24 protein-coding genes and 1 tRNA gene are annotated in these 25,810 nt (G+C 61.9%); 16 read left to right on the top strand and 9 right to left on the bottom strand.

Going from position 1 to position 25,810, the window contains the following annotated elements; all coding sequences use genetic code 11:
- Positions 1-45: 45 nt before the first annotated feature.
- Positions 46-984: a 4-(cytidine 5'-diphospho)-2-C-methyl-D-erythritol kinase gene (locus ACR3YK_RS02520; RefSeq protein ID WP_486175672.1), complete on the top strand. Its 939-nt coding sequence runs from the start codon at positions 46-48 to the stop codon at positions 982-984.
- A 19-nt stretch (positions 985-1,003) separates the two neighbouring features.
- Positions 1,004-2,839, top strand: coding sequence for an ABC-F family ATP-binding cassette domain-containing protein (locus ACR3YK_RS02515; RefSeq protein ID WP_486175671.1), 1,836 nt, complete (start codon positions 1,004-1,006; stop codon positions 2,837-2,839).
- 16 nt (positions 2,840-2,855) lie between these two features.
- Here the strand turns inward: ACR3YK_RS02515 and ACR3YK_RS02510 are convergent, their stop codons facing one another.
- Together ACR3YK_RS02510 and ACR3YK_RS02505 are read right to left on the bottom strand one after the other, a co-directional pair.
- Entirely contained in the window at positions 2,856-3,998 is a 1,143-nt protein-coding gene (locus ACR3YK_RS02510) for a sensor histidine kinase (protein ID WP_486175670.1), read from the bottom strand.
- Positions 3,995-4,693 carry a response regulator transcription factor gene (locus ACR3YK_RS02505; protein ID WP_486175669.1) on the bottom strand — a complete coding sequence of 233 codons (699 nt, stop codon included), beginning with the start codon at positions 4,691-4,693 and terminating at the stop codon, positions 3,995-3,997. The genes ACR3YK_RS02510 and ACR3YK_RS02505 overlap by 4 nt, the downstream gene beginning before the upstream one ends.
- Before the next feature lie 162 nt (positions 4,694-4,855).
- Here ACR3YK_RS02505 and ACR3YK_RS02500 point away from each other — a divergent pair, with 162 nt between their 5' ends.
- Both ACR3YK_RS02500 and ACR3YK_RS02495 read left to right on the top strand, forming a co-directional pair.
- The gene (locus ACR3YK_RS02500; protein ID WP_486175668.1) at positions 4,856-5,317 is read left to right on the top strand and encodes a DM13 domain-containing protein; all 462 of its coding nucleotides are present in this window, start codon (positions 4,856-4,858) and stop codon (positions 5,315-5,317) included.
- Entirely contained in the window at positions 5,314-5,817 is a 504-nt protein-coding gene (locus ACR3YK_RS02495; RefSeq protein ID WP_486175667.1) for a DoxX family membrane protein, read from the top strand. The genes ACR3YK_RS02500 and ACR3YK_RS02495 overlap by 4 nt, the downstream gene beginning before the upstream one ends.
- A gap of 51 nt (positions 5,818-5,868) precedes the next feature.
- Here ACR3YK_RS02495 and ACR3YK_RS02490 read toward each other — a convergent pair whose 3' ends face one another.
- Together ACR3YK_RS02490 and ACR3YK_RS02485 are read right to left on the bottom strand one after the other, a co-directional pair.
- The gene (locus ACR3YK_RS02490) at positions 5,869-6,945 is read right to left on the bottom strand and encodes a YeiH family protein (RefSeq protein ID WP_486175666.1); all 1,077 of its coding nucleotides are present in this window, start codon (positions 6,943-6,945) and stop codon (positions 5,869-5,871) included.
- Positions 6,938-7,429, bottom strand: coding sequence for a MarR family winged helix-turn-helix transcriptional regulator (locus tag ACR3YK_RS02485; protein WP_100389650.1), 492 nt, complete (start codon positions 7,427-7,429; stop codon positions 6,938-6,940). Before ACR3YK_RS02485 ends, ACR3YK_RS02490 begins: the two co-directional genes overlap by 8 nt.
- Positions 7,430-7,578: 149 nt before the next feature.
- On the opposite strand from ACR3YK_RS02485, the gene ACR3YK_RS02480 reads away from it, so the two are divergent.
- The 4 genes from ACR3YK_RS02480 to ACR3YK_RS02465 all read left to right on the top strand — a co-directional run bounded on the left by ACR3YK_RS02480 (position 7,579) and on the right by ACR3YK_RS02465 (position 11,942).
- Positions 7,579-7,650, top strand: a tRNA-Gln gene (locus ACR3YK_RS02480).
- A 70-nt stretch (positions 7,651-7,720) separates the two neighbouring features.
- Positions 7,721-9,157, top strand: a complete 1,437-nt coding sequence (gene glmU / locus ACR3YK_RS02475) for a bifunctional UDP-N-acetylglucosamine diphosphorylase/glucosamine-1-phosphate N-acetyltransferase GlmU (protein ID WP_486175665.1) — start codon at positions 7,721-7,723, stop codon at positions 9,155-9,157.
- 39 nt (positions 9,158-9,196) lie between these two features.
- Entirely contained in the window at positions 9,197-10,174 is a 978-nt protein-coding gene (locus ACR3YK_RS02470; RefSeq protein WP_486175664.1) for a ribose-phosphate diphosphokinase, read from the top strand.
- Between the two features lie 64 nt (positions 10,175-10,238).
- Entirely contained in the window at positions 10,239-11,942 is a 1,704-nt protein-coding gene (locus ACR3YK_RS02465) for a long-chain-fatty-acid--CoA ligase (protein WP_486175663.1), read from the top strand.
- Here ACR3YK_RS02465 and ACR3YK_RS02460 read toward each other — a convergent pair.
- Together ACR3YK_RS02460 and gndA are read right to left on the bottom strand one after the other, a co-directional pair.
- On the bottom strand, positions 11,939-12,310 hold the full coding sequence (locus tag ACR3YK_RS02460) for a hypothetical protein (RefSeq protein WP_486175662.1): 372 nt from the start codon (positions 12,308-12,310) through the stop codon (positions 11,939-11,941). The two genes, ACR3YK_RS02465 and ACR3YK_RS02460, sit on opposite strands and share 4 nt — an antisense overlap.
- Before the next feature lie 107 nt (positions 12,311-12,417).
- Positions 12,418-13,875, bottom strand: a complete 1,458-nt coding sequence (gndA, locus tag ACR3YK_RS02455) for an NADP-dependent phosphogluconate dehydrogenase (protein WP_486175661.1) — start codon at positions 13,873-13,875, stop codon at positions 12,418-12,420.
- Positions 13,876-14,061: 186 nt separating this feature from the next.
- Here gndA and ACR3YK_RS02450 point away from each other — a divergent pair, with 186 nt between their 5' ends.
- Positions 14,062-14,379, top strand: a complete 318-nt coding sequence (locus tag ACR3YK_RS02450) for a putative quinol monooxygenase (protein ID WP_486175660.1) — start codon at positions 14,062-14,064, stop codon at positions 14,377-14,379.
- 6 nt (positions 14,380-14,385) lie between these two features.
- Here ACR3YK_RS02450 and ACR3YK_RS02445 read toward each other — a convergent pair whose 3' ends face one another.
- Complete coding sequence (locus ACR3YK_RS02445) at positions 14,386-14,811, bottom strand: pyridoxamine 5'-phosphate oxidase family protein (RefSeq protein WP_486175659.1); 426 nt, start codon at positions 14,809-14,811, stop codon at positions 14,386-14,388.
- 179 nt (positions 14,812-14,990) lie between these two features.
- Here ACR3YK_RS02445 and ACR3YK_RS02440 point away from each other — a divergent pair, with 179 nt between their 5' ends.
- From ACR3YK_RS02440 to ACR3YK_RS02425, 4 genes are read left to right on the top strand one after another with little or no spacing between them, the layout of a single operon-like run.
- Positions 14,991-15,512, top strand: a complete 522-nt coding sequence (locus ACR3YK_RS02440; protein WP_486175658.1) for a gluconokinase — start codon at positions 14,991-14,993, stop codon at positions 15,510-15,512.
- Positions 15,513-15,535: 23 nt separating this feature from the next.
- Positions 15,536-16,945: a GntP family permease gene (locus ACR3YK_RS02435; RefSeq protein ID WP_100389660.1), complete on the top strand. Its 1,410-nt coding sequence runs from the start codon at positions 15,536-15,538 to the stop codon at positions 16,943-16,945.
- A 9-nt stretch (positions 16,946-16,954) separates the two neighbouring features.
- Positions 16,955-17,728, top strand: a complete 774-nt coding sequence (locus tag ACR3YK_RS02430; protein ID WP_486175657.1) for an SDR family oxidoreductase — start codon at positions 16,955-16,957, stop codon at positions 17,726-17,728.
- Between the two features lie 56 nt (positions 17,729-17,784).
- Complete coding sequence (locus ACR3YK_RS02425; RefSeq protein ID WP_486175656.1) at positions 17,785-18,828, top strand: L-idonate 5-dehydrogenase; 1,044 nt, start codon at positions 17,785-17,787, stop codon at positions 18,826-18,828.
- 24 nt (positions 18,829-18,852) lie between these two features.
- Here the strand turns inward: ACR3YK_RS02425 and ACR3YK_RS02420 are convergent, their stop codons facing one another.
- Positions 18,853-19,569, bottom strand: coding sequence for a FadR/GntR family transcriptional regulator (locus ACR3YK_RS02420; RefSeq protein WP_486175655.1), 717 nt, complete (start codon positions 19,567-19,569; stop codon positions 18,853-18,855).
- A 313-nt stretch (positions 19,570-19,882) separates the two neighbouring features.
- On the opposite strand from ACR3YK_RS02420, the gene ACR3YK_RS02415 reads away from it, so the two are divergent.
- The 3 genes from ACR3YK_RS02415 to mfd all read left to right on the top strand — a co-directional run bounded on the left by ACR3YK_RS02415 (position 19,883) and on the right by mfd (position 24,859).
- Positions 19,883-20,509, top strand: a complete 627-nt coding sequence (locus tag ACR3YK_RS02415; RefSeq protein WP_486175654.1) for a 50S ribosomal protein L25/general stress protein Ctc — start codon at positions 19,883-19,885, stop codon at positions 20,507-20,509.
- A 26-nt stretch (positions 20,510-20,535) separates the two neighbouring features.
- Positions 20,536-21,117, top strand: coding sequence for an aminoacyl-tRNA hydrolase (pth, locus tag ACR3YK_RS02410; RefSeq protein ID WP_486175653.1), 582 nt, complete (start codon positions 20,536-20,538; stop codon positions 21,115-21,117).
- Between the two features lie 64 nt (positions 21,118-21,181).
- Complete coding sequence (gene mfd, locus ACR3YK_RS02405) at positions 21,182-24,859, top strand: transcription-repair coupling factor (RefSeq protein ID WP_486175652.1); 3,678 nt, start codon at positions 21,182-21,184, stop codon at positions 24,857-24,859.
- Positions 24,860-24,878: 19 nt separating this feature from the next.
- Here mfd and ACR3YK_RS02400 read toward each other — a convergent pair whose 3' ends face one another.
- On the bottom strand, positions 24,879-25,742 hold the full coding sequence (locus tag ACR3YK_RS02400) for a CPBP family intramembrane glutamic endopeptidase (RefSeq protein ID WP_486175651.1): 864 nt from the start codon (positions 25,740-25,742) through the stop codon (positions 24,879-24,881).
- Positions 25,743-25,810: the final 68 nt, after the last annotated feature.

The following is a 25,810-nucleotide window of genomic DNA, read 5'->3' as shown; positions in this document are numbered from 1 at the left end:
CAGCCTGCGCACAGACCGGTACGTTGCACAAGGTAAGTTTGGATCATGACTACCGTCCCGGCAGCCTCCACAATGGTTCACGCTCGTGCCCCTGGCAAGATCAATGTCTTCCTCAAGGTCGGCGCGCTTCTCGATGACGGTTATCACGACGTTGCCATTGCGTATCAGGCAGTTTCGCTGTGTGAAGACGTGCGTGCATTTCACGCCGATGACTTCTCGGTCTCGGTTTCCGGCACTGTCGATCTTTCTCGCATACCCACTGACGGTTCCAACATCGCTATCAAGGCGGCTCGACTCTTGGCGCGCCGCACCGGATATCGCGGAGGCGTGCGCCTCGAGATTGAGAAGCACGTTCCCGTGACGGGAGGCATGGGCGGCGGCTCAGCAGATGCAGCGGCAACACTTCTCGCCTGCGATGCGCTCTGGGGCACCAACATTGCGCGTGAAGAGATGCTGAGCCTGGCTTCTGAACTGGGCGCTGATGTGCCCTTCGCTCTTACTGGTGGAACCGCAATTGGAACAGGCCGCGGCGACCAGCTCAGCCCCGCGCTAGCAAAAGGGCAGTTCCAGTGGGTTCTCGCGCTTTCAGACGCGGGCCTTTCTACCCCTGAGGTGTACACGGCGCTTGATAAGCACCGCCAACAGTACTCTCAAGATATCTTCCCGGCCGAGGTTGCACCCTCAGTTGACTCCGACGTTCTGCAAGCGCTTCGCGCTGGAGACCCGCATATGCTCGCCGAATGTCTTCACAACGATCTGCAGGCTCCTGCCCTCAAAATGGCGCCCTCGCTTGCTGGAGTGATTGAACTCGGTGAGAAAAATGGAGCACTCGCCGGAGTTGTTTCTGGGTCAGGACCCACGGTCGCGTTCCTCGCGGCCGATCTCGATTCGGCCCTCGAATTGCAGATCGCGTTGAGCGCAGCGCAAATGAACGTCGTGCGGGCGACCGGTCCGGTTCACGGCGCGCGAATTATTAACGACTAACCCGGCTAGGCTTGCCCGAATGGCACACCTTCTTGGCGCTGAGTCCCTTCATCTTGAATTTCCGACCCGCGTAATCTTTGACAATGTCACGATCGGCCTCGACGAGGGCGACCGTATCGGCATCGTCGGTCGCAACGGTGACGGCAAAACCACCCTGATGCGCATGCTGTCCGGGCGACTAGAGCCCGACGCGGGTCGCGTAACGCGCCGCAACGGGGTTCGACTCGGCATGCTCGACCAGGCCGACGAACTCGACGGCACCAAGACTGTGCACGAGACCGTCATCGGCGATATTGACGAGCACGTGTGGGCAGGCGACCCCAAGGTTCGCGACGTCATCGCGGGCCTCGCCTCCGACATCCCGTGGGAAGCCAAGGTTGGTGATCTCTCCGGTGGTCAGCGTCGTCGTGTGGCTCTTGCCGCTTTGTTGATCGGTGACTGGGACGTCATTTTCTTGGATGAGCCCACTAACCACCTCGACGTTGAAGGTATTTCATGGCTGGCGGGCCACCTCAAGCGTCGCTGGGGAACCAACGCCGGCGGCTTGCTGGTCGTCACTCACGACCGGTGGTTTCTCGACGAGATTTGCACCGCCACATGGGAGGTGCACGATCGGCTGATCGAGCCCTTCGAGGGTGGCTATGCGGCCTACATTCTGCAGCGCGTAGAACGTGATCGGATGGCAGCTGCTTCTGAGGCAAAGCGCCAAAACCTCATGCGTAAAGAACTGGCGTGGTTGCGTCGGGGAGCTCCCGCTCGCACCACAAAGCCGAAGTTCCGTATCGATGCCGCCAACGAACTTATCGAAAACGAGCCGCCCGCTCGGGACAGCGTGTCGCTGTCGTCCATGGCGATGCAGCGGCTCGGTAAGGATGTTGTTGACCTTGAAGACGTGACCGTGACGTACCAGGTCACTGACCCGGCATCCGGGGTCACGGGCGACAAGACCGTGTTGAAGGATGTCACGTGGCGCATCGCTCCCGGCGAGCGCACCGGAATCCTCGGTGTTAATGGTGCCGGAAAGTCGACGCTGCTGTCGCTCGTCTCGGGAACCCTGTTGCCCACGAAGGGGCGCGTCAAGCGGGGCAAGACGATCAAGGTCGCCACGTTGACGCAGCAGCTTGCTGAGCTCGATGATGTGTGGAACGAGCGCGTGAGCGCTGTCATTGGGCGCCATAAGAGCACCTACGTCACGGGCGGTAAAGAAATGACGCCCACCCAAATGCTGGAGCGAGTGGGTTTCACGAGCGCGCAGCTCTCCACTCAGGTCAAGGACCTTTCTGGTGGCCAGAAACGCCGCCTGCAGTTGCTGCTCATTTTGCTTTCGGAGCCCAACGTTCTGATTCTGGATGAGCCGACTAACGACCTCGACACCGACATGCTCGCGGCCATCGAAGACCTTCTCGACACCTTCCCCGGCACGTTGCTCGTGGTGAGCCACGACCGGTACCTGCTCGAGCGCGTGACCGACCAGCAGTACGCCGTGATGGAGGGCAACTTCCGCCACCTGCCGCGTGGCGTCGACCAGTATCTCGAACTGCGCAGCCAGCAACTCAAGGGCTCCTCGGGCAACACTTCTGGTGCTGCCGCGGGCGCTCCGGATGCCACAGCCGCGAAAGCCAAGCCCAAGCTGGGCGGTGCCGAACTGCGTAACTCGCAAAAGGAGCACGCAGCTGCCGGTCGCAAGATCGCCAAGCTGCAGGGTCAGATCGCTGAACTTCACGAGCGCATGGCCACGCACGACCAGTCAGATTTTGCCGGTTTGGGTGCTCTCGTTGGTGAACAGCAGGCTCTGCAAGAGGCGCTCGACACTGTCGAGACCCGCTGGCTCGAACTCGACGAACTGCTCTCGTAGAACGCTAGCTCGCGTTCTAGGCCGCGACGGTCGGTAGGGCGACGTTGAGCCGGAACCCCTCGGGGAGTTGCTCGGCGTTCACGCCGCCACCATGGGCTTCGACGATGCCGCGCACAATCGCGAGGCCGAGCCCGGCGCCGGCCGAACCGCTCGCCTCCTGCTCGGGAGTGCGCGCTTCGGTAGCGCGCCAACCGATCTCGAACATGTGACTGAGGTCTTCGCTGGCGACTCCGCTGCCCTGATCGAGCACCGAGAGCACCAGACTCGACTCGTCGCGCTGGTCGGCGCTGACAAGAATCTGCGAGTTCGCTGGCGCGTAGCGGATGCTGTTGGTGAGCAGGTTCACGACCACGCGCGTGAGCTCGTGCGGGTCGGCCCAGAGCATCCGCCCCTCCACCCCGGCATGGCTGATCTGGATGCCGCGAGCCGCAGCCAGCTGGCTGACGTCGGCAACGGCATCCGACACAATATCGAGCAGTTCCACGTTTTCGGGCCGCAACTTGAGGGTGCCACTCTGGATGAGCGACAGCTCGAAGAGGTCGTCGACGAGTCGATTCATCGTGCCGACCTGGGCGCGAATCTGGCGCAAATAGTCACTCGGGTCGTCCACGACGCCCGCGTCGAGGGCTTCGGCGAGGGCGCTGATGCCGGTCAGGGGCGTGCGGAGGTCGTGCGAGATCCAGGCGAAGAACTGGCGGCGCGAGGCATCAAGGCGCGCAATCTCGTCGCGGGCGGCAGCAAGTCGTTCGGAGGCTTCGGAGAGCTGCACCGAAACTTCGGCGACCTCTTTCCACGTGTCGGAGTTTGCAGCGACAATTTCGCCGGCTCCGACCTGCGCCACGCTCTCGCGCAGCTTGGCGAAGGCCCGGCGAACAGCACGCCCGCTCACGAGCGCGGCGAGGAGACTCATCACTGTGGAGATGCCGACGACCCACAGCACGACCTGCAGATCGTGGGCCGAGAGATACATTTGCGCCGTAGCGACAACGGTAGTGACGGCGATTGAGAGAATCGCAGCGATCACGACGATGGTGAACTGGAACGCAATCGAGCGCCGACGGCCCCACCGCAAAGCGAGCAACGCGACGAGCATCACGGCGGTGGTGCAGATGGCGGCGGTGGCGAGAATGAACAGCAGCTCGTGCGGGTTGAGGATCATGCGGCATCCTTCACAGTGAAACGGTACCCCTTGCCCCACTCGGTGAGGAGAAAGCGAGGGTAGCGCGGTTCGGGTTCAATCTTTTCGCGCAGGCGGCGCACGTGCACGGTGACGGTAGAGGCCTCGCCAAAGCTCCACCCCCACACCTCCCGCAGGATGTCGTCGCGGCTCAGCACGCGTTCGGGGTTCTGCAGCAAAAAGAGAAACAGCTCGTATTCGCGCGTCGTAAGCGTCATCTCGTTGCCGTCGAGCAAGATTTTGCGGTGCGCCGGGTCAACGCGAAACTGACCAAGCGTGAACGGTTCGGACGATACGTGCGAGCTGCGCGTACGGCGCACCATCGCGTCGACCCGCAGTTGCAATTCGCGCAACGAGAACGGCTTGGCGATGTAGTCATCGGCGCCGTGTTCGAGGCCATCGATGCGTTCTTCCACGGCATCCAGAGCGGTCAGCATGATGATCGGCAGCTGAGGGGATTCCGCTCGCGCCTGCCGGCAGAGTTCGTCGCCGCCGACGCCGGGCAGCATCCGATCGAGAATGAGCACGTCGGGGAGTGGCCCGCGCAGAGCATCGCGCGCCTGGAGCCCGTCACTGATGCCCGTAACGGAATATCCCCGGCCGCGCAGATACTCGGTTACCACCGAGAGCACGGTGGCGTCGTCTTCGACGATCGTGACGCTCGGCTGATTTTCCATAACCCCAGCCTAGATTGGCTGCCCGAAGGATTACCGGTTTCAATTCTTACGCTCTTGAAACATCCGTCACTTTCGTTGACCACCCCACTTAGGTTCGTAACCGTCACCGCGTCATTGTCACGGTGACGTCCTCCGCCAACACCCACATTTAGGAGCTCCCTCATGAGAAAAAAAGTTATTCCAGCGGCAACAATCCTCGCTTTGTCCCTTTTGCTCAGCGCGTGCAGCGGTGCAGCAACCGATACCTCAAGTAGCGAATCCACCGCGCCCGAGTCCTCCACAACCGAGACCGAGACCGACACTGACACGGAGATGATGCATGAAGAGCACACCGGTACCTTTGAGGGTGCTGGCGAACACTCTGTTGAAGGAACCGTCACTGTCAGCGCTTCTGAGATCGTGCTCTCGGGTTACTCATCTGACGAGGGACCTGACCTCAACATCTATCTCACCAACGGTGCCGACGAGGATGCCGTAGCGGCCGGTCTGCAGATCGACGCCGTTGCCTACGACGAAGCCAGCCAAACCTTTACGTTCGACGCCATGGATGTCTCCGGTTACGACACCGTCGTCATCTACTGCGACAAGGTCAAGGCAATCTTCGGATCCGCACTTCTCTCATGATGACCCGTGCGCTTTCCCTCGTCGCTTCCGTCATCACGGGAGCGGCGAGGGTGGGCCTCGGCATCCTGTGGCTTAACGAAGGTCTGTTCAAGCTGAAGGCAGGATTCGACGGGGCCGATATCGGACTCGTTGTAGACAGCACCGTCTCCAACAATCGCGTGCCCGACTTCTTCGAGGCATTCACCACTACGTTCCTCGGGGGAGCCCCCGGCTTCTTCGGCTGGGCCATTCCCGCTCTTGAGGTCGGCCTTGGTATCGCCCTTATCGTCGGAGTGCTCACCCTTCCGGCAGCCTTGATGAGCGCCTTCACGTTGCTCACCTACTGGGCCGCCGACCAACTGATTGACGAGTACCCGATCATGCTGGCGCTCTCGATCGTTACCGCAGTCTTCGTGGTTAGCGCGTCACGACTGTCGGTCACGACAATCGTCGAGAAGCTCGTGCACCGCAAGAAGCCGGAAACCCGCTGGTTCTCGGCCGCGGTTCGGCGCTGGCTCTAGCGCCTTCGCTGATGTCAGCCGCGGGGCTGGCATCAGCAAACTGCTGTGGCTCTAGCCCAGGGCAGCGACTCCTGCGGCGCGGGCGATTTCCACCGCGCCGTAGGAGAGCAGGGCGATAACAGCCCACGAGATGAGTGCGACCACGAGAGCGCGCCCACCGGTGCGAACGAGGTTGCCCATGCTGATCGACGCTCCGAGCCCAAAGAGGGCCATGCCGAGTACGAGTTCTTGGCCGTAGGCTGCTGCCTCAAGAAAACCGTCGGACAGCGGAACGAAGGTACGCACGAGAACCGCCGCCAAAAAACCAACAACAAACAGGGGCAGGATGGCGGGGCGCTTCACCTCGCCGCGATCAGTAGCAGGTTCGCCAGCGGCGCTCGCAGCAGCGGCCTGCACTCGGTCAGCCCGCGCAGCAACGACGCCCGCCAGCGCCACCATCGGCGCGAGCATCGCGACCCGGGTGAGCTTCACCACAACGGCAACCGCGAGAGCGGTAGCTCCTGCGATTTGCGCGGTAGCAACGACCTGGCCGACATCGTGCACGCTCGCCCCCACCCACATCCCGAACTCAGCGGTGTCAAGACCGAGGAGCGGGCGTAGTGCTGGGAGTAAGGCGATGGCGAGAGTGCCACACAGCGTGACCAGCGCGATCGGGGTGGCCGTGTCGGAGTCCTTCGCGCGCGTGACCCCCGCCATCGCGCCGATGGCCGAGGCGCCACAGATCGAAAATCCGGCTGCAATCAACACGGACTGCTGACCGGGCAGGCGCAGCGTCCGCCCGATGCCCCACGTGAAGAAGAACGTAATGACGACGATCGCGACGATCATGCCGAGCACGAGCCAGCCCAGTTCGGCGATGTTTACGAGGCTCAGCTTGAAACCGAGCAAGACAACACCGATGCGCAGCAAACGACGAGCGGCAATCGCGAGCCCCGGTTTCACCTCGGCACGAACCGAACCGCGCCACGGTAGAGCGGCGAACAGGATGCCCAGCACCACACACGCGGTGAGCGTCGGTATTGCCGGCACCAGAAAACTGATGAGTACAGCGAGAGCGAAAGCGGCAAGCGCCAGACCGAGCCCGGGGGAATTGCGGCGAAAAGCGGTCGGGACTTGCAGGTTATTCACCGTCGAGGCTCAACTTTCTGAGCAGGGAGCTCAATCGTTCTTGTTCCAGGGGAGACATGCGCGCCAGCAGCGCCGTCTCGTCGTGCACGAGTGAAGTGATGGCCTCATCGACGCGTTCGCGCCCACTGGCCGTCATGATCACAATCACTCCGCGACCATCATTGGGGTCGGTGCGACGCTCGACAAGTTTGCGGGCCACCATGCGGTCGATGCGGTTCGTCATCGTGCCGCTCGAAACCATTGTCTGCTGCACGAGAGCCGTCGGACTCAACTGGTACGGAGCGCCGGCCTTACGCAGGGCAGAAAGCACGTCGAACTCCCACGGCTCGACGCCCGCGACAGCAAAAGCGGCCTTACGGGCGCGTTCGAGGTGCTTGGCAAGGCGGCCGACACGGCTGAGAACATGCAACGGCGCAAAGTCGAGATCGGGGCGCTCGCGCGACCACGCTTCGACAATTCGGTCGACTTCGTCGCGTTGGGGCATCCGGTTATTATCTCAGCTTCAATCCCCGGATGTGTGCCACAAACGCGCCCCAGAACCCTGAAGAAACGTGTGTGAAGGCTCCGAATCGGGCTACGTGCACGACAGACGGCCAATGATCTGGCAGAATTGATGCGCGCCTTCGGGTGCGGTCCGCTTTGGTGTAACGGCAGCACGGCAGCCTTTGGAGCTGTCCAGTCTAGGTTCGAATCCTAGAGGCGGAGCTTTTTCCTTTTCTTTCTTGAGTTCTTGGCGCGCGTTCTGAGTGCCGCTCATTCAGGGCAGAATAGAGCCATGACCGAACACAAACTCGCCGTCATTGTTCTCGCCGCGGGCCAAGGCACTCGCATGAAGTCTGCCAAGCCTAAAGTGCTGCACCGCCTTGCGGGCCGCGAGCTCATTGGGCACGTCGTCGCCTCCGCGCGTGAGCTCAACCCCGACCATGTGATTGCCGTGGTGCGTCACCAGCGTGACGAAGTGGTGGCAACGCTCACCGAGCTCATGCCCGACATTCGTATCGTCGACCAAGATGACACCCCCGGCACCGGCCGCGCGGTAGAGGTCGCTGTCGATTCCCTACCGGCCGACTTCGAGGGCGACGTTGTTGTCGTTAGCGGTGATGTTCCGCTTCTCGACTCGGCCACTCTCGAGTCGCTGCTCGCGCAGCACCGCATGCAGTCTGCTGCGGCTACCGTGCTCTCAGCCATCCTCGACGACGCCACCGGCTACGGTCGTGTCGTTCGCGACGCCAGCGGCGGCCTCGACCGCATCGTTGAGCAAAAGGATGCCAGCGCCGACGAAATCGCCATCACCGAAATCAACTCGGGCACCTACGTGTTCCAGGTTGGCCCGCTGCGTGAGCAACTCGTACGCATCACGACCGACAACGCGCAGTCGGAGAAGTACATCACCGATGTTGTCGGCCTCCTTCGCGGAGTCGGTGCCACGGTCGCTGCGATGCCCGTGGCCGCCGGTTGGATGGTCGCTGGAGTCAACGACCGCGTTCAACTGGCCGAAGCCGCTCGCCGCATGAACGAGCTCATCGTGCAGAAGTGGCAGCGAGCGGGAGTCACGATCGAAGACCCCGCCACCACCTGGATCGACGCCGACGTCACTCTCAACCCTGACGTAGAGATTCTTCCCGGTACGCAGCTCAAGGGTGCAACGCTCGTGCAGTCCGGCGCCATCATCGGCCCGGATACGACCCTCGTTGACTGTGAAGTTGGCGAGAATGCGGTTGTCAAGCGCACGGATGCCACGCTCAGCGTGATCGGCGCCAACGCCTCCGTCGGCCCCTTCGCCTACCTTCGCCCCAACACGAAGCTGGGCGTCAACGGCAAGATCGGTACCTTCGTCGAGACCAAGAACTCCAGCATTGGTGAGGGCAGCAAGGTGCCTCATCTCAGCTACATCGGTGACACCGAAGTAGGCGAACAATCCAACGTAGGCGCCGGCACCATCACAGCAAACTACGACGGGGTGAATAAGAATAAAACTGTCGTCGGCGCTCACGTTCGTACCGGATCGCACAACGTCTTCGTGGCTCCGGTTAGGATTGGAGACGGAGCGTATACCGGAGCCGGTTCGGTCATCCGAAAAGATGTGCCAGCGGGGTCCTTAGGTATTAACGTGGCTCCGCAGCGCAACATCAGTGGCTGGGTTGAAACCAACCGTGCGGGCACTGCAGCGGCTCAGGCAGCTGCCGCAGCGAACGACGAAAACGACGCCTGACCGAAGTACGCCGTAACCGCGGCAGAGAGCGAGTCCCCCGTGGCCAGCATTAAGATTTCCGGTCAAAAGCGACTCGTGCTTGTTTCCGGGCGCGCACACCCGCAGCTCGCCATCGATATCGCGACTGAACTGGGCAGCGAGCTCGTTCCTACCGACGCTCGCACCTTCGCGAACGGCGAAATCTACGCCCGTTACGACGAGAGCGTTCGCGGGTGCGATGCCTTCGTCATCCAGTCGCACACTGAGCCCATCAACGAGTGGCTCATGGAACAACTGATCATGGTGGATGCCCTCAAACGTGCTTCGGCTAAGCGCATCACCGTTGTCTCGCCCTTCTACCCCTACGCCCGCCAAGACAAGAAGGGCCGAGGTCGCGAGCCGATCAGCGCCCGTCTCATTGCGGACCTGTACAAAGCAGCTGGCGCCGACCGCATCATGAGCGTCGATTTGCACGCCGCCCAAATCCAAGGCTTCTTCGACGGCCCCGTTGACCACCTCTTCGCCATGCCTGTGCTCCTCGAGCACTTCAAGCAGCAGCTTGACCCCGAAACTCTTACCGTCGTGAGCCCCGACATGGGCCGCGTACGCGTCGCCGACATTTGGAGCGACAAGCTCGGCGCGCCGCTGGCCATCATTCACAAGCGCCGCGACCCGCTAGTTCCCAACCAGGTCACCGTTCACGACATCGTCGGTGATGTCGATGGTCGTGTCTGCCTGCTCGTCGACGACATGATCGACACCGGCGGAACGATCGTCAAGGCTGCCGAAGCACTCAAGCGATCTGGGGCACTCAAGGTTGTTGTCGCCGCAACCCACGCGATCTTCTCCGACCCCGCATCCACCATTCTGCAAAGCGACTTCATTGACTCGGTAGTGGTCACCGACACTCTGCCCGTGCCGGCACACAAGCGCTTCCCCACGCTCACTATCCTGCCGATCGCTCCGCTACTGGCGCGGGCCATCCATGAAGTGTTCGATGACGGCTCCGTCACCTCAATGTTCGACGGTGCGGCCTAAATTTCTCGCAGTGTTTAGTGCCCCGGTGTCATGAGAGGCTCGGTGGGCGGCATACAGTTAATCCATGACTGCGCTGTCCGACCGACCTTGGCTCGCTAGCTACGCCGAGGGTGTTGCCCACGAAATTCCGCTGCCTGACGGTTCGCTTTACGACCTCGTCACCACGACAATCGCCCAGTACCCACGGGCGGTGGCGCTCGAGTTCTTTGGCCGCGAAACGTCGTACGCCGAACTTGGCGAGCAGATTGATCGAGCCGCTGAAGGTTTGAGACTGCTGGGCGTTCAGAAGGGCGACCCCGTTGCTCTCGTGCTGCCGAACTGCCCGCAGCACATCGTCGCCTTCTACGCGATCTTGCGCCTTGGCGCTGTCGTCGTCGAGCACAATCCTCTCTACACGCCGCGCGAACTGCGACATCAGTTCGAAGACCACGGTGCCCGCGTCGTGATCGCGTGGAACAACGTCGTAGACACTCTTCAAGAAATGCCGGCGGATGCCGCTGCCGAGACCATCATTTCAGTTGACGTGACGCGCGCTATGCCGCTGAAAACGCGAGCACTGTTGCGGTTGCCCATCGCGAAGGCGCGGGAATCGCGTGCTGCGCTCACGACCGCTGTAAGCGGAACGATCGTGTGGGAAGACCTGCTCAAGTCCGAACGCATCGACGAGCGCATTGTTCGCCCCGACGCGAACGATTTGGCGCTCATCCAGTACACCAGTGGCACGACGGGCAACCCTAAAGGGGCGATGCTCAGCCACCTCAATCTCTCGGTAAATGCTGCTCAAGCGCGAGCGTGGGTTCCGGCTGTTGCTCACGGTACTGCGGTCGTGTACGCAGTGCTCCCGATGTTCCACGCGTACGGGCTCACCCTCTGCCTAACGTTTGCCATGAGTATGGGTGCTCGACTCGTGCTCTTCCCTAAATTCGATCCCGACCTTGTACTTCCCGTCATCAGGAAGCATCCGGCTACCTTCTTGCCTGCCGTGCCGCCCATCTACGAACGGCTTACTGCCGCTGCGGATGCGGCAGGGGTTTCTCTGGCCGGCATAGAGATCGCGATCTCAGGGGCGATGCCGCTGTCAGCGTCGGTCGTCGAGCCGTGGGAAGCCCGTACCGGGGGAACTCTGGTGGAAGGCTACGGGCTTTCTGAGACCAGCCCCGTGCTGATGGCGAATCCTGTCGGGCCGACTCGACGCCCGGGAACCGTCGGATTGCCGCTGCCCAACACCGAAATCCGCGTTGTCGATCCTGAGAACCCTACCGAGGATCGTGCGGCCGGCGAGGGAGGCGAACTGATTGTTCGTGGACCGCAAATCTTCTCCGGTTATTGGCAAAAAGCTGAAGAAACCGCAGAGGTCTTTGTGAAAGCCACAGACGGGGGTAGGGACTGGTTCCGTACGGGTGACATTGTCACAGTGGATGCGAGCGGATTTGTAACAATCGTCGACCGCATCAAAGAACTCATCATCACGGGCGGTTTCAATGTTGCCCCGAGCGAGGTCGAAGAGGCGCTTCGCCAACAGCCCACCGTCGTTGACGCCGCCGTCGTTGGGCTGCCTAGTGACCATAGCGGCGAGGACGTTGTCGCTGCCGTCGTACTCGCCCCGGATTCAGCCCTTGACGAGAGTGCGATTCGCGAATCGCTGCGAGACCAACTCGCGGCGTACAAAGTACCCAAACGGGTCATCGTGGTCGACGAGCTTCCGCGGTCGCTCATCGGCAAGATTTTGCGCCGTCAGGTGCGAGAACAACTGCTCGAAAAGGACTAAGTGTTATTGGCCGGGCTCGTGGGCAGTACGGCGGGTCCGGGGATCAGCCCTAGTGAACGCAGCAAAGTTTCGCTGCCATTGAAGGAAACTGCGTAGCACTTCCAGCCGGGATCGCCGTCGCCAGTGAGCTCGAAGCGAACATCGTAAGACGCCGCCAAGGGGGCAAGATATTCGGTGTAGGTGGCGCACGTGCGATGAGCCGTGTTGTTGGCCGTGCCTGCCGCCGAAACGATGCCGGGCACCACGAGGCCGATAAGACCGAGAACGACAACGACGCGCATCACAGACTTGAAAGCGCGTGAGCGCAGCGGGCGATCCCCGTGCGGTACGTAGCCGTCGAGTTCGGGGTTTTCGTCAGACAAGCTCATGGTGGTGCCATTCTGTCACTCACCGCTGGGGATATCCCCACGCAGACGCCGAAAGACAGAAATGGCGGCGAACCGAGGTCCGCCGCCATCTCCAATAGTGCACGTGCTTAGTGCGAATCAGTCGCTTCGATCTCGCTACGGTCACCCGACCACAGAGTGTGGAAGGTGCCATCCATGTCAACGCGCTTGTAGGTGTGAGCACCGAAGAAGTCGCGCTGTCCCTGAACGAGGGCGGCAGGCAGTCGCGGTGCGCGCAGGCTGTCGTAGTACGCGAGCGACGACGAGAACGCGGGAGTCGGGATGCCGGCGGCGGCGGCGCCCGCGACAACGCGGCGCCAAGAATCTTGCGTGCCCGCCATTGCGTTGGTGAAGTACGGTGCGGTGACGAGAGCCACGAGACCGGGGTTCTCGGCGTAGGCCTCGGTGATGCGGTTCAAGAAGCGTGCACGGATGATGCAACCACCGCGCCAGATCTTGGCGATCTCGCCCTTCTTGATGTCCCAGTTGTATTCTTCGGCACCGGCGACGATGGCGTCGAAGCCCTGGCTGTACGCGATGATCTTCGAAGCGTAGAGAGCCTGGCGAACATCCTCGATGAAGGCAGCCTTGTCTTCGACAGCGGGCACCGAGCTTGGGCCGGGCAGCGCTGCGGATGCTGCACGCTGAGCAGGCTTCGACGAGACGGCGCGAGCGAACACAGCCTCGGCGATGCCCGAAACGGGCACCCCGAGGTTGAGGGCAGTCTGCACGGTCCACACGCCGGTTCCCTTGGAACCAGCCTGGTCGAGAATGATATCCACGAGGGGCTTGTCGGTCTTGGCGTCGACCTGGCGCAGAACTTCGGCGGTGATCTCGATGAGGTAGCTCTCGAGCTCGCCCGTGTTCCACTCGGCGAAGATGTCGGCAATCTCGGCGGGGGTAGCGCCGGTGCCCTGGCGGATGAGGTCGTAGGCCTCAGCAATAAGCTGCATGTCGGCGTATTCGATGCCGTTGTGAATCATCTTGACGAAGTGACCTGCACCGTCGGTGCCCACGTGGGTCACGCAGGGCTCGCCTTCGGCAACAGCGGCGATCGACTTGAGGATCGGGCCGAGGGTCTCCCACGCTTCCGCGGAACCGCCGGGCATGATCGACGGGCCGAGCAGCGCGCCCTCTTCGCCGCCGGAGATTCCAGCGCCCACAAAGTTAATGCCGGTCTCGCGCACTGCCTTCTCGCGACGGATGGTGTCGGTGAAGAGCGCATTTCCGCCATCGACGATGATGTCGCCGGGTTCGAAAGCTTCAGTCAGAGCGTCGATCACGGCATCTGTGCCCTTGCCGGCCTGCACCATGATGATGGCGGTGCGCGGCTTCGACAGCGACGCGGCAAATTCTTCATAGGTGGATGCCGGAACGAAGCCAGCTTCGGGGTGCTCGGTGAGCAACGTCTCGGTCTTCGAGTAGGAGCGGTTGTAGATGGCAACGGTGTTGCCCTCGCGGCTAGCGAGGTTGCGGGCGAGGTTCGAGCCCATAACTGCGAGCCCTACTACGCCAATGTTTGCGGATGCTTGCTCAGCAGCGGTCATATCGTTCACTCCTTGACTCTGGGACAAAGTGGTGGGCCTATGCAGCGCGGCTGGTTGGCCCAATCATCAAGCCTAGGGCACACGGCGAAGCGGTCTCGCGGCATCCGTTTCGTTGTCGCTGGTGTGCGAGTGGTTGAGCCATGGTTACCTTGCGGAAACTCTGGGGGTGAGGAGTAGCGTGGAGTTATGAGCCAACCTGTGATTGTTACCGCCGTGTTCCACATTCGCCCCGAAAGTCGCGACGCAGTGGTGAGTGCATTCCGGCCCGCTCTCGCTGCGGTCCACACCGAACCTGGTTGTGAGTTGTATGCGATTCACGAAGCAGCTGATGGTTCTTTCGTCATGATCGAGAAGTGGGAATCCGAAGAACTCCTTGACGCGCATGGTTCCAGCCCCGCCGTGGCAGCCCTCGTGAGCGATCTGCGTGACCACCTCACCGCCGACGTCTCAGTGTTACGGATGACAGCAATCCCGATGGGTGACGACGTTAAGGGTTCGATCTAGGTTTCGTCAGTAGCGCTCGGGCTCCGGCCCGAGCGTGAAGCGGCGCCCGGTCACTTCTGTCGGCTTGATTTCTACCCAGACGTATTTGAGCGTTGGGATCAGCGGCGTGAGTGGCAGTTGGTCGGCTTCGTAAATCTCGTCGTGAGATTCGATGATGCGGGCGGTGCCTTTAGCCACAACGCTCCAAGCGGTGTGCGGCCCGACGTAGTCGGTTTCGAAAGCCACCCGATCATTGATCGTGAGCTTGAGTAGTTTGGTGCCCTGCGCTGTGCGCAGAAGGAGTCGATTCTTCACGGCGATGAAGTTCACCGGGGTGATCTCAGGCTCTCCTTGAAAGCTGACCGCGATTCTGCCGAGGGTGGCCGTTCGCAGCAATTCCCAGCAGGTCTCCGGTGTCAGTTCTTCGACCGGATCGTTCAGGTTCTCGCTCATAGCAGTTCCTTCCCTTGCCTAATTCTCCCACCGCAGTGGTCTCGGCGCTAGGGCGTGAGCGGAGCATCCGGAAGCAAGCTTCGGAGATATTTGCTCAATGAGTTTGCATTAAGTCTGCTTTAAGGCACACTGGTCAGATTGATATCAGACGTAACGATGCGTCGAATGTTAGGAAGACCGTGGCTTCACAATTTCCACCCCTCATCGTGATGGGTGTCTCTGGATCAGGTAAGTCGACCGTTGGCGCAGCCCTCGGCGCCGAATTGGGCATGCAGTTCATCGACGGTGACGACCTTCACCCTCGTGCCAACAAAGAAAAGATGGCAGCCGGTCACGCCCTCAACGACGAAGACCGCGCCCCGTGGCTTGAGATCATCGCCGAACGTATCGGCGCCGAACTCGCTGACGGCAACCCCATCATCGTCGCCTGTTCATCCCTCAAGCGTTCTTATCGCCGCATGCTCACGGCCTACGCGCCCACCACTGTGTTTGTGCACTTGCGCGGCGAACGCGAAGTCATCGCGGAACGCCAGTCGCACCGCAACCACGAGTACATGCCCAACAGCCTGCTCGACTCCCAGTTCGACACCCTCGAACCGCTCCAGGTCGACGAGCGCGGTGTGCTCGTCGACCTCACCCAGACTCCGGACGAGATCGTCCGGTCCATCAAAAAAGACCTCACCGACACCTTCGTCGACTGAGCTGCACAAAAGAAGTTAGGACAATGATGACCGACCTCCAACTGCTGTGGGAGTTGCCCACGTGGGGCCTTCTCCTTCTGGCCGCCGGCGCGATTGCGCTCCTGCTGCTGCTGATCATCGTGGGGCGCGTTCACGCGTTCCTCTCCCTGATCATCGTCAGCCTCGTAACTGCCGTGGCTGCAGGTATTCCGACGAACCAGATAATCCCGACCCTCACATCGGGCTTCGGTGGCACGCTTGCCAGCGTTGCCCTGCTGGTCGGTTTGGGGGCGATGCTCGGGCGGATGCTCGAAATGAGTGGTGGAGCACAGGTGCTCGCCGACTCGCTCATCCGCCGCTTCGGTGAGAAGCGCGCACCGCTCGCTCTCGCTGTTGCCTCGCTCATGATGGGTTTCCCCATCTTCTTCGACGCTGGTCTTGTCGTCATGTTGCCGATCATCTTCACGGTGGCTCGTCGCCTCGGTGGATCGCTACTCTTCTACGCCTTCCCCTCGGCTGTGGCCTTCTCGGTCATGCACATCTTCGTGCCGCCGCACCCCGGCCCCGTTGCCGCCACCGGCCTGCTCGGTGCTGACGTTGGGCTCGTCCTCATCTTCGGTCTCATCGTGGCACTGCCCACCTGGTACGTCGTCGGCTACAAGTTCGGTACCTGGACCGGTAAGCGCTTCGACGTTGCTATCCCCAACATCCTCTTCGGAAGCCAGGATGACGAGAAGGCCGCTCAGTTCAAGTCGAACCCCAAGCTCGGTACGATTCTCTTCTTGCTCCTGCTGCCCCTCGTTCTGATCTTCATGAACACCGGACTCAACGCTCTCGCTACTGCCGGTGTGGTTGACCTCGAGAACCCTGTTGTTCAGGTTCTACGCCTTCTCGGCGAGACCCCCATCGCGTTGCTCATCACCGTCGTCTTCGGAATGTGGCTGCTCGGATGGAAGCGCAACAAGGAGCGCACGCTCATCGAGACCATCGTCGACAGCGCGCTCGGCCCGGTTAGCTCGATCATCCTCATCACCGGTGCCGGTGGAATGTTCGGTGGCGTACTGCGTGCCAGCGGAATCGGCGCCAGCATCGCAACCTCGCTCGAGTCGATCGGCATGCCGCTCATCGTTGCTGGCTTCGTGATTGCTGCAATCATCCGTGTTGCTCAAGGTTCGGCTACTGTCGCGCTCACCACTGCGGCAGCACTTATCCAGCCCGTCGTTCTCGCTGACGCTTCGCTCAACCCCGTCGAACTCGCCGCCATCGTGCTCGCTCTCGCCGCCGGTTCAGTGTTCGCGGGTCACGTCAACGACTCGGGCTTCTGGCTGGTCAGCCGCTTCTTCGGCATGGACACCCAGACCACCCTGCGCACGTGGACAGTCGGCCAGGCACTCATCGGTGTCATGGGCTTCGCGATTGCGTTCGTCATTTTCATCATCGCCGGATTGTTCTAGGAGATAGCCGTGGCATCCACTCTGTTTGACCTCACTGGGCGCATCGCCCTCATCACCGGATCGAGCCGAGGAATCGGGCGCGTCATTGCGCAAGCCCTCGCCGAAGCCGGTGCAACGATCGTGCTGAACGGTCGCGATGAAGAGCGCCTCGCCGCAACTCATGCCGACTTCAGCGCCGAGTTTGGGGCCGAACGCGTCTACGCTCGTGCGTTTGACGTCGCGGATGCCACGGCTGTCGCCACCGCGATCGCCGAGATCGAGGCATCCATCGGTGCGATCGGGGTGCTCGTGAACAACGCGGGTATCCAGCATCGCGAACCGATGCTCGATCTCGACGTGGAGGACTGGAACCGAGTCATCTCCACCAACCTCACCAGCGCGTTCCTCGTCGGGCGCGAAGTTGCCCGGCACATGCTGGCTCGCGGTGAGGGCAAGATCATCAACATCGCGTCGGTGCAGACCGACCTTGCGCGACCGACTATCGGGCCGTACACGGTCTCGAAGGGCGGCATCCGCAATCTCACTCGTGCCATGACGGCGGAGTGGGCCAACGGCGGGCTGCAGATCAATGCGATCGCTCCCGGCTACATCCACACCGAGATGACGCAGGCGCTCGTCGACGACGACACCTTCAACAGCTGGATTCTCGGGCGCACGCCTGCCGGTCGCTGGGGAACTCCCGCCGACCTGGGCGGCCCCGCAGTGTGGCTCGCCTCAAGTGGTTCCGACTACGTCAACGGCCAAGTCATCTTCATCGATGGCGGCATGACGGTCGTCGTCTAACCTCCTGCTTTACCGCCGAGCGTCGCTGCCGGCACCGTTCTACAGAAAAGATTGTCATGACAAGTGCAGCCCCCGCCGAAACTCTCGCGGTCACGATTCACGCTCAAGATGACTTGCGCGTGGAGAGCATTCCGTTGGCCGCTCCGGCCGCCGACGAAGCCGTGATCCAGATTGCGTTCGGCGGGGTCTGCGGGTCTGACCTGCACTACTGGTCGCACGGTGCGGCGGGGGAGTCGATCCTTAAGGCACCGATGATTCTCGGCCATGAGGTTGTCGGCACCGTCATTCAGCAAGCTGCTGATGGCACCGGCCCTGCTGCGGGAACAGCCGTGGCCGTGCATCCGGCAACCCCCGGCGGCACCGAGCCTCGCTGGCCCGAAGACCGCCCGAATCTTTCCCCCGGCTGCACCTACCTCGGCAGCGCGGCACGCTTTCCGCACACCGAAGGTGCCTTCGCCGAGTTCGTTACTTTGCCCAGCCGGATGCTGCGAGCACTCCCCAGCTCGTTGACCCTGCGTGATGCCGCGCTCGTCGAACCCGCCAGCGTGGCCTGGCATGCCGTCTCGCGTGCCGGTGACGTTCGCGGAAAACGTGCTCTCGTGATTGGCGCTGGCCCCATCGGCGCTCTCATCGTCGCTGTGCTCAAGCGTGCCGGTGCCAGCGAGATTGTGGCCGTCGATATGTTCGCTGGCCCCCTTGCGATCGCCCGCCAGGTCGGCGCGACCGACACTCTTCACGCCACCGATGTGGATGCCATTGCCGCCGTCGACGCCGACATCGTCTTCGAATCATCGGGCAGCTACCGCGGCCTCGAGTCGGCCGTGCGCGGAGCAACTCGTGGCGGCCGCGTGGTCATGGTGGGGCTCTTGCCCTCCGGTCAGCAGCCCGCCCTCATCTCACTCGCGATCACCCGCGAGCTCGAACTCGTCGGGTCATTCCGCTTCAACGACGAGATTGGCGAAGTGATCGCGGCGCTCGCAGACGGCAGCCTCGTTGTCGGGCCGATTGTGACCCACGAGTTCGCGGCATCCGATGCTCATGAAGCGTTTGCTGTTGCCAAGGACTCGGAGAACAGCGGCAAGGTGCTGCTGCGCTTCTAGGGTGCTGGGTTTCTTGCGCGACGTTTAGTCGAGGAAGATGCGCGGTTCGCCATCCCAGATGGGTTCGACTTCTTCGATCGTGCGGCTCATGATGCGCTCCATCGAGGCGAACGCGTCCGCCGGGCGCTTGCCCTGGATGGCATCCGCCACATCCACGTGTAGCTGTAGTGCTTCTTCGTGCGGAGTCGATGGCATGAGACCACGGTGGGTGCGGCCCGTCAGCACTTCGGCGATTACACGGTCGAGGCGTGCAAACATCTCGTTGCCGCTCGCGGCAAGAACCAGCGAATGAAAGCGGATGTCGAGCTCAAGAAACAATTCGAGGTCGCCGGAGCGCCCCACGGCCCGCATTCGCGCGGCCAGCGCCAGTAGCTCGCCGGCTGCCTCGTTTGAGGCGTGCAGGGCTGCGAGTTTTGCAGCCTGCGGTTCGATGGCGCTGCGCAGCTCGGTGAGGGAGCGCAGTTGGCGTCCGTTCTCGGCCTGCTCGAGGCGCCACCGGATCACGAGGGGGTCGTAGAGACTCCACTGGGACATCGGCAGCACGCGCATCCCGACCCGCTTGACGGAGGCCACCATGCCGAGCGATTGCAGCACACGCACGGCTTCACGAACGACCGAACGCGAGACGCTGTAACGCTCTTCGAGCTGCTCGGCGAGGATCGTGGATTCAGGGGAGATCTCGCCCGAAACGATGCTGAGCCCGAGATCGTTGAGCACGCGTGCGTGAAGACTTCCGGGCATGCTTCCAGAGTAGTGGTTCTCGCGACGCCGCCGAACGGTGCCAAGCCGCTCAACTCGTGGGCACCGAATCAGCCTGAACCGTGTAAACTTGAGCTTGAACTTCGGCGAGGGAACCTTCTGGTTCCGTTATCGACGCGGCGGGCAAGTCACAGGACCATTTCCTCACAGGGCTTTTCCTCACGCGGCAGATCCACGGTCTGCCGGCGTTCGAGTTGAATTACAGACAATGATCTGGGCACTGAGCCCGCCACGAGCACTCCGTTCGTTGCAGGCGCTGAGCCCACAACAGACTTCGGTCGAACAGGAGCTAACGATGGCAAAGCCAGGCGTAAACCACGTTGTTACAGATGCCCGCGAATCATTCGGTAAGGGCGCCGCACGCAAGCTGCGCGCTGCGGGCAAGATTCCCGCCGTCATCTACGGACACGGTACCGAGCCCATCCACGTTGCCCTCCCGGGTCACGAGATGGCTTTGATCCTGCGCAAGTCGAACCAGATTCTCGACCTCGACATCAGCGGCAAGAGCCAGCTCGCTCTCGTGAAGGACGTGCAGAAGGATCCGGTTCGCCAGATCATCGAGCACGTTGACCTCGTTGTTATCCGCAAGGGCGAGAAGGTTATCGTCGACGTGCCGATTCACCTCGTTGGCGAGTCGTTTGCGGGCACTATCGCGAACTTGGATGCACCGACCATTTCCGTCGAGGCAGAAGCTACCCACATTCCCGAGTACTTCACGGTAGACATCGAGGGCCTCGAAGACGGCCAGCACGTTTACGCCAAGGACGTCACTCTTGTCGAAGGTGCAAACCTTCTTGCTGACCCCGAGCTACTCGTTGTTGGTATCAGCACCCCGCGCGCCTCGGTCGAAGCCGAAGCGGCCGAAGAAGAGGCCGAAGCGGTTGCCGAGGAAGCAGCGGCTGCTGACGAGGCTGCCGAATAATCAGCTTCTTCCGCAAACGAGCAATCGTGGATGACCAATGGTTAGTAGTCGGGCTCGGTAACCCCGGGCCCGGCTACGCCGGTAATCGCCACAACGTGGGCCACATGGTGTTGGCCCACTTGGCTGACGAGCTGTCGGCCACTTTTAAGAACCACAAAGCGAATGCCGCGGTGGCCGAAGGTCGCAGCTTTGGGGATGGACCCAAGCTGATTCTGGCTAAGCCCAATTCCTTCATGAACCTGTCGGGTGGGCCCACCGCCGCACTCATGAGGTTCTACAAGATTCCCGTCGAGCGACTGATCGTTGTGCACGATGAACTCGACATCGACTTCGACAGCGTGAAACTCAAGACCGGTGGCGGTCACGGAGGCCACAACGGTATCCGCGATATCGCTGCGGCTGTCGGGTCCCCCGACTTCACACGTGTTCGGGTGGGTATCGGACGCCCTCCCGGTCGCCAGCCTGCCGCTGACTTCGTTCTCCGCGACTTCACGGGTGAGGAGCGCACGGTGCTGCCCAACCTGTTAGGCGATGCTGCAGATGCCGTAGTGATGGTCGCCAACGAGGGACTCGAAGCAGCTCAACAGCGTTTCCACAGCCCGCGCTAGTTCTGCTGCTGCGCTGTGGGTGAACTCTCATCGCAGCGTCGGTGGCCGCGAGTAGAGTAATCCGGTGACTCTCGACGGAATTATCTCAGCGCTTTCGCGCGCCCAAACTGTAGAGAGCGCGCTGCGTTACTCACAGCGCAGCGCCGACTTCTCCCTCGTCGAAGGGTTACGGGCGCCCCTCATCGGTGGCCTGCTTACGGCAACCGATGCGCCGCGCTCGATGCTTGCGGTGACCGCGACGGGCCGCGAGTCTGAATCGCTGCGCCGCTCACTCGCAAGCTATCTTCCCGACGCTCAGATCGTGGAGTTCCCCGCCTGGGAAACTCTGCCGCACGAGCGACTGAGCCCGAGCGCCGAGACGGTCGGCAAGCGTATGCAGGCGCTGCGCGACCTGGCTAAATGGCAAGCGAACCCGGTTGGCCAGTTTGTGCTGGTGGCATCCGTGCGGGCGGCGCTGCAGCCCATCGCCGACAACCTCATTACGATCGAGCCGGTCATGCTCACGAAGGGCGGTCGCAACTACGACCTCTCCGCCCTCTCGGAGCGCCTCGTGGCACTGGCATATTCCCGTGTCGACATGGTGACTCGCCGTGGTGAATTCGCGGTGCGCGGCGGCATCCTCGACGTCTTTGCGCCCAACCACGAGCACCCGCTTCGACTTGAGTTCTTCGGCGATGAGCTCGAGCAGTTGCGCGAGTTCTCGGTCGCCGACCAGCGATCAATCGATGGCGACATCGAGTACGCCGAACTTGTGCCGAGCCGGGAGTTGCTGCTCAGCGATTCGGTGCGCCAGCGTGCCCGCGAAATGCAGCACGAGTTTCCGAGTCTCTCCACGATGCTGGCCAAGATCGCCGAGGGCATCCCCGTCGACGGCATGGAGTCGCTCGCGCCCGCACTCGTTGACAAGCTCGTCCCGTTGACGCATTACCTTCCCGCGGATGCCGCCATCGCGGTGCTCTCGCCCGAGAAGGTGTCGTCGCGTGCCGTGAACCTCGCCGAAACCAACCAAGAATTTTTGAGTGCGGCGTGGAATGCCGCAACCGCTGGAGCCGAAGCGCCCATCGACTTGGATGCCGGTGACTTTGTCACGCTCACCACGCTTCGCGCATCCGCAGGGGATCGCCCCTGGTGGACCCTCAGCACGTTCGACTCGGGCGAAGCGGATGCCGCCAACCTAATCGATGCCGCAGAAGAAGCCTCCGAATACGTGCGCATCGAGGCCACCGCCACGCCCTCGTTCGCAGGAACCCTCGACGGCGCCCTCGACCACGTTGGCACGTTACTCGCCGACGGTTGGTCGGTGGCAATCGTCGCCGAAGGCGCCGGGCTCGTGGAGCGCACCGCCGACCTGCTGGGGGAGCGAGAACTCTCCGGGCGCGCGGTTGACGCCTTCCCCGAGACCACGGAACCCGGCGTCGCGTACCTGCTGCGGGCATCCGTCGATCATGGTTTCGCCGTGCCCGAAGTCAAGTTGGCGGTGCTCAGCGAGGGCGAGTTCTTCGGCCGTTCGGTCGGCTATGCCTCGCGCCCGGCCCGCAAGCTCGCCACTCGCCGCAAAAATGTTGTTGACCCGCTGCAACTCAAGAGCGGCGATTATGTCGTGCACCAGACCCACGGCATCGGCAAGTTCATCGAACTTGTCACCCGGCAGGTCAGCACGGGCGGTCGCAACGCGGTCAAGACTCAGCGCGAATTCTTGGTGCTCGAATACGCGCCCAACAAGCGCGGTTACCCCGGCGACAAGCTGTATGTACCCACCGATCAGCTCGACCTGCTGTCGCGCTATGTGGGAGGCGAAGCCCCCTCGCTCAACAAGATGGGCGGCAGCGACTGGTCGGCAGCCAAGAGCAAGGCGCGCAAGGCGGTTCGCGACATCGCTGTTGAACTCGTCAAGCTCTACAGCGCGCGCATGGCCAGCAAGGGCCACGCGTTCGGGCCGGATACCCCGTGGCAGCGCGAGCTTGAAGAAGCCTTCGCCTACGCTGAAACCCCTGACCAACTGACGACGATTGACGAAGTCAAAGCCGACATGCAGAGCCCGGTTCCGATGGACCGACTGCTCAGCGGAGACGTCGGATACGGTAAGACCGAGGTCGCCGTTCGCGCCGCCTTCAAGGCTGTGCAGGATGGCAAGCAGGTCGCGATGATCGTGCCGACCACTTTGCTCGTGCGTCAGCACATGGAGACCTTCGCCGATCGCTTCGCCGGCTTCCCCGTGCACTTGCGGGCGCTCAGTCGCTTCCAGACCGAGAAGGAGTCCCGCGAAACGGTAGCGGGCCTCGCCGACGGCACCGTGGATGTTGTCATTGGGACCCACCGCCTGCTCTCCAAGAGCGTCGCGTTCAAAGACCTCGGGCTCGTCATCATCGACGAAGAGCAGCGCTTCGGCGTTGAGCACAAGGATGCTCTCAAGAAGCTCAAGACCAACGTCGACATCCTGGCGATGACGGCAACCCCGATTCCGCGCACGCTCGAGATGGCCGTCACCGGCATCCGTGAAATGTCGACGCTGGCGACTCCGCCAGAAGACCGGCATCCGATCCTCAGCTTCGTCGGCCCATACTCTGAGCGTCAGGTTGGTGCGGCAATTCGCCGCGAACTGCTGCGCGAAGGCCAAGTGTTTTACGTGCACAATCGCGTGAGCTCGATCAACCGGGTCGCGGCGAAGATTGCGGAATTGGTTCCGGATGCTCGTATCGCGATCGCCCACGGCCAGATGCCCGAAGCCGCACTTGAGCAAGTGATGGTCGACTTCTGGGATCGCAAGTTTGACGTGCTCGTGTCGACGACGATTGTGGAAACCGGGCTCGACATCCCGAACGCCAACACGCTCATCATTGACCGTGCCGACAAGTACGGTCTCAGCCAACTGCACCAGTTGCGCGGTCGAGTGGGCCGCGGCCGTGAGCGCGCCTACGCGTATTTCTTGTATGACGAAGAGAAGCCGCTGAGCGAAACCGCTCACGAGCGTCTCGACACCATCGCCGCCAACAATGAGCTCGGCGCCGGTATGCAGATCGCCATGAAGGACCTCGAAATTCGAGGTGCTGGAAACCTGCTCGGTGGCGAACAGTCCGGCCACATAGCCGGGGTGGGATTCGACCTGTACTTGCGGATGATCGGCGAGGCCGTCTCCACTTTCCGTGGTGATGTTGCCGAAGGTCAGACCGAGCTGCGCCTCGAACTACCGGTGGATGCTAGCATCCCCGAGGACTACGTGGAGAGCGAGCGACTGCGGCTCGAGGCGTACCAAAAGCTGTCGGCAGCAAGTTCACCGTCGGCGGCAGCGGACAGCATCGATCGCGTGCTCGACGAACTCATCGACCGGTACGGCGAGCCGCCCGAGGAAGTGCAACACCTGATCGCGGTGTCTCGACTGCGCCGGATGTCTCAGCGTTTGAAGCTGAGCGAAGTTGTGGTCATGGGCGACAAACTGCGTATCGCACCGGCTGAACTCGCTGACTCGAAGCAAGTGCGATTGCAGCGAATGTACCCGGGCTCTAAATATCATTCGGCAGCGTCGACGGCGATCATCCCGTTGCCTTCCGGTGCCGATGATGGCGCTCTCATCGAGTGGACGAAAGACCTCCTCGTTTCAGTATTCGGTGCTCAAGACGCGGCGGAGGAGGCCAAAGAGGCCGCTCTTGCAGCAGAGGCTGCCGAGAAGCTCGCAGTCGATAGGGCTGCAGCGAAGACGGCCGAACGATCTGCAGCGGCAAACGACGCCGGTCCAGCTTCTTAAGCCACAAAATAGCGGACGATTACGGTTGCGTTGTTTCCGGCGCGGGCGCTTCACTAGTTACTCCTGAAGCAACGGGCTTCGGCTTCGGAGTGAACGCGAGCGGATTGCGACGGCCGTCGATGCGGTGGACGCCCCCGATCGCCATCGGAATAAGCACGAGCGAGCGCAGGTCGAGCAGCGCGTGCGCGATGATTGTCACAAGAATGCTTCCGGTGAGAACGTAGATAGCCATGAAGATGGCACCGAGCACTGTCGTGACGATGATGCCGGTCAGGCCTTGATACGAGTGCATGAGGCCGAACAGCAGAAGGCTGACGACAATAGCGACCACTGCGTTGCCGGTTGTCGCGAACAGTAGCGCGGGCAAAGCGAGCCGGAAGAGCAACTCTTCGACGACTCCGGCGTTAATCGAGAGCAGTCCGCCCAGCACAAGCTCCTGACGGTTGCGGGGGAGGATGGCTTGAACGTCGCCGACGCTCACCACCTCTTCGCCTTCCTTGCGCACGGAGATGATGGCGAGAACAGTGACGACAATAAACCCGATTACGAGCCCACTGAGTACTCCAGCGGTGATGGTCGGATGCGCGGCGAAGACGCCGAGTAGCCACGAGGCCCCGGGCCAAGCCTGCACCTCGGCGAGCAGGGGCGCTGCGAATGCTCCACTGGCTAAGAGTGTCGCCAGAGCGAGGCCACCAAAAAGCGAGAAGGAGATTAACAGCCAGCGGCGGAGCATCAGTTGGCGTCGCTTGGTGGTGCGAAAACGTTTAAAGCGGCGATACTCGCGCTGATCGCGGCGGAAGGTTCTGAGGGCTAGTGCCGTGAGCACACCGAGAAGCACGACCCACAACAGGGCAAGCATGAGCGGGTTGGCAGGGTCGAGCATGCATCAATCGTGCCATGGGGCGGCTGAGTGTCTGAGAAACCTCGTTACCGTTGTGCGCTAACGAGGCG

This window comes from Salinibacterium sp. 10G20-15 (genome assembly GCF_057365065.1).
This window is presented reverse-complemented; position numbering and strand designations above follow the sequence as displayed.